The sequence below is a fragment of the Sulfuricurvum sp. MLSB genome (genome assembly GCF_000747095.1).
Taxonomy (GTDB): domain Bacteria; phylum Campylobacterota; class Campylobacteria; order Campylobacterales; family Sulfurimonadaceae; genus Sulfuricurvum.
This window is the reverse complement of record NZ_JQGL01000039.1, coordinates 1-1,170: the sequence shown is the minus strand read 5'-3', so window position 1 is coordinate 1,170 and position 1,170 is coordinate 1. Positions and strand designations below refer to the sequence as shown.

Here is a 1,170-nt window from a genome sequence, read left to right as displayed (position 1 = left end):
ATGAATCCATTCTATCCTATGCTTGTTTCTCGTCTTCCTATGTGCTGTGCTATTCAATCCTGATGGATGAATCGTGAACAAGCTTGGGATATGTTCATAATAAGAAGATCAGCATGTTACGAGCTCTATTGAAATTCAAGAGTTAACAAACCATCATACAGGGACAACACATGATTTCAATGCTCATTTAAGCTTCTGCTATGGAGATTCCATACTAATGTGATAATAAAAGATCATTGAACCAAATTTAGCAGTGAGAAAGGGGATAAAGATGCACATAAACAATAAGGATCAAGGTCAAGTCATGTTTGATGATGATTTCTTGATGGATTATAGAGAATATAGGATTCTAAAAACAGATCAACATATAGTTCAGGATCTATAGATGATGTTGCACTATAGATAGATCCAAAAAGATCTCATTTTGTGGGTCAAAAAGGCAAAAAGAATTGCTTACAACACTATCCAGTTCCCCAGTGGTCACCCACCTGAGTACTAAAGAAGCCCAATGATGCTTAACTTCGCAGATCGGACGGGATACGGTGTTCTCATCATGGTATGATCGTAAGCTGGGAATACCATGCTTCCTACAACTATACAATTGTAGTATCATGATAGAATCATATGATAGGATAGGATACAATAGGATGCCATCAGAACATCAACATCATCAGAACAGATACCAATGAAGTGTATTTGCTGCTCTTATCATATATCAAGAAGATGATCACAGATAAACATCATAGAACATTCATAAGAAGGTCTAATGTAAGGGACAACAAATACACAAGGGTGTTGTTATGCTTCCTATGGATAAGAATCATATTAGAATAGATCATAAACATCCATATCTATTGTATAAGATCATAAAACATCTATATCATCTCTATTGATCTTCATCAGACCCTGATAACATGAGAAATATCCATGATCATAGTAGGAGATGAGACCTGTAAAAATCCAACTTTGTTTTCCTTACTGTGTCAGAGGTAGATTCATGAGTTAAGTGCACAAACATTTAGAATTATTCTAATAGTTTAAGGTAATTATACGATTTCCACAAGAAATCATATATTTGTCTGACCAATGTTGGTGCGACGCGCTTATCAGTGATAAGTGTTACAAGAACAAAATGAAATCCTCTCGTTTGCCATTGCTATTCCCATTGTT

Annotated in this window: 1 rRNA gene; it reads right to left on the bottom strand. The window is 35.2% G+C overall.

Annotation, left to right across the window (positions count from 1 at the left end):
• Nucleotides 1-450: 450 nt before the first annotated feature.
• Nucleotides 451-570 (bottom strand): 5S ribosomal RNA (rrf, locus tag JU82_RS04060).
• Between the last annotated feature and the right edge of the window lie 600 nt (nucleotides 571-1,170).